Annotated in this window: 3 protein-coding genes; all 3 read right to left on the reverse strand. The window is 60.4% G+C overall.

The window, feature by feature from the left end:
- Positions 1 to 145: cbb3-type cytochrome oxidase subunit 3 (locus tag ACIOVB_RS27795; RefSeq protein WP_401272311.1), on the reverse strand; the 145-nt coding region annotated here is incomplete at its 3' end.
- 5 nt (positions 146 to 150) lie between these two features.
- Entirely contained in the window at positions 151 to 759 is a 609-nt protein-coding gene (gene ccoO / locus ACIOVB_RS27800; protein WP_095047713.1) for a cytochrome-c oxidase, cbb3-type subunit II, read from the reverse strand.
- Positions 759 to 1,237: cbb3-type cytochrome c oxidase subunit I (locus ACIOVB_RS27805; RefSeq protein WP_401272310.1), on the reverse strand; the 479-nt coding region annotated here is incomplete at its 5' end. The genes ccoO and ACIOVB_RS27805, both read right to left, overlap by 1 nt.

Raw genomic sequence — 1,237 nt, forward strand, 5'->3', positions numbered from 1 at the left:
TGGCTTCGGGATCATCCGCAAAAGGCAGCAAGGTCGCGTCTTCAAACTCCGACTTGCGCTTGGGGCTGAACACCCACAGCGCCAGACCGATGAAGGCCACCATCACGACAACGGTGCCCAGGCCACGAATCATCCCGATATCCATCTAATTCACCGTTTGCTTTTGATGATGGTGCCCAGGCCTTGCAGGTAGGCCACCAGCGCGTCCATTTCGGTTTTGCCCTTCACGGCATCTTTGGCACCGGCGATGTCTTCGTCGGTGTAAGGGACGCCAAGCGTGCGCAACACTTCCATTTTCTTGGCCGTGTCTTTGCCGTCGAGCTTGTTTTCCACGAGGAACGGGTAAGCCGGCATTTTCGACTCTGGGACGACGTTGCGCGGGTTGTACAAGTGCGCACGTTGCCAGTCATCGGAGTAACGACCGCCCACACGGGCCAGGTCCGGACCGGTACGTTTGGAGCCCCACAGGAATGGGTGATCCCAGACGCTTTCACCAGCGACGGAGTAGTGGCCATAGCGTTCGGTTTCAGCGCGGAACGGACGGATCATCTGCGAGTGGCAGCCGACACAGCCGTTGGCGATGTAAACGTCGCGGCCTTCCAGTTCCAGCGCCGAACGCGGCTTCATGCCTTCGACCGGCTTGTTGGTGACGTCCTGGAAAAACAGCGGAACGATTTGGGTCAGGCCGCCAACGCTGACAGCGATGACCATGAAGAAGGCCAGCAGGCCAATATTCTTCTCGACAGCTTCATGCTTCATCAGTGAGCTCCAACGACAGCGATCTGGGCAGCGGCTTCGGCTTCAGCCGGGTTCGAGGCGCGCACGGTGCGCCAGACGTTGTACGCCATCAGGAACATGCCGCTGGCGAAGAACGCACCGCCCAGTGCACGGACGATGTAGCCCGGGTGGCTGGCTTGCAGCGCTTCAACGAACGAGTAGGTGAGGGTGCCGTCGTCGTTGATTGCACGCCACATCAGGCCTTGGGTGATGCCGTTGACCCACATCGAAGCGATGTAGAGCACGGTGCCGATGGTCGCGAGCCAGAAGTGCGCGTTGATCAGGCCGGTGCTGTGCATCTGCGCGCGACCGAACAGGCGCGGGATCATGTGGTAGATCGCGCCGATCGAGATCATCGCCACCCAGCCCAGAGCGCCGGCGTGTACGTGGCCGATGGTCCAGTCGGTGTAGTGGGAGAGGGCGTTGACAGTCTTGATCGCCATCATCGGACCTTCGAAGG

It is taken from the genome of Pseudomonas sp. NPDC087639, from assembly GCF_044743385.1.
Taxonomy (GTDB): domain Bacteria; phylum Pseudomonadota; class Gammaproteobacteria; order Pseudomonadales; family Pseudomonadaceae; genus Aquipseudomonas.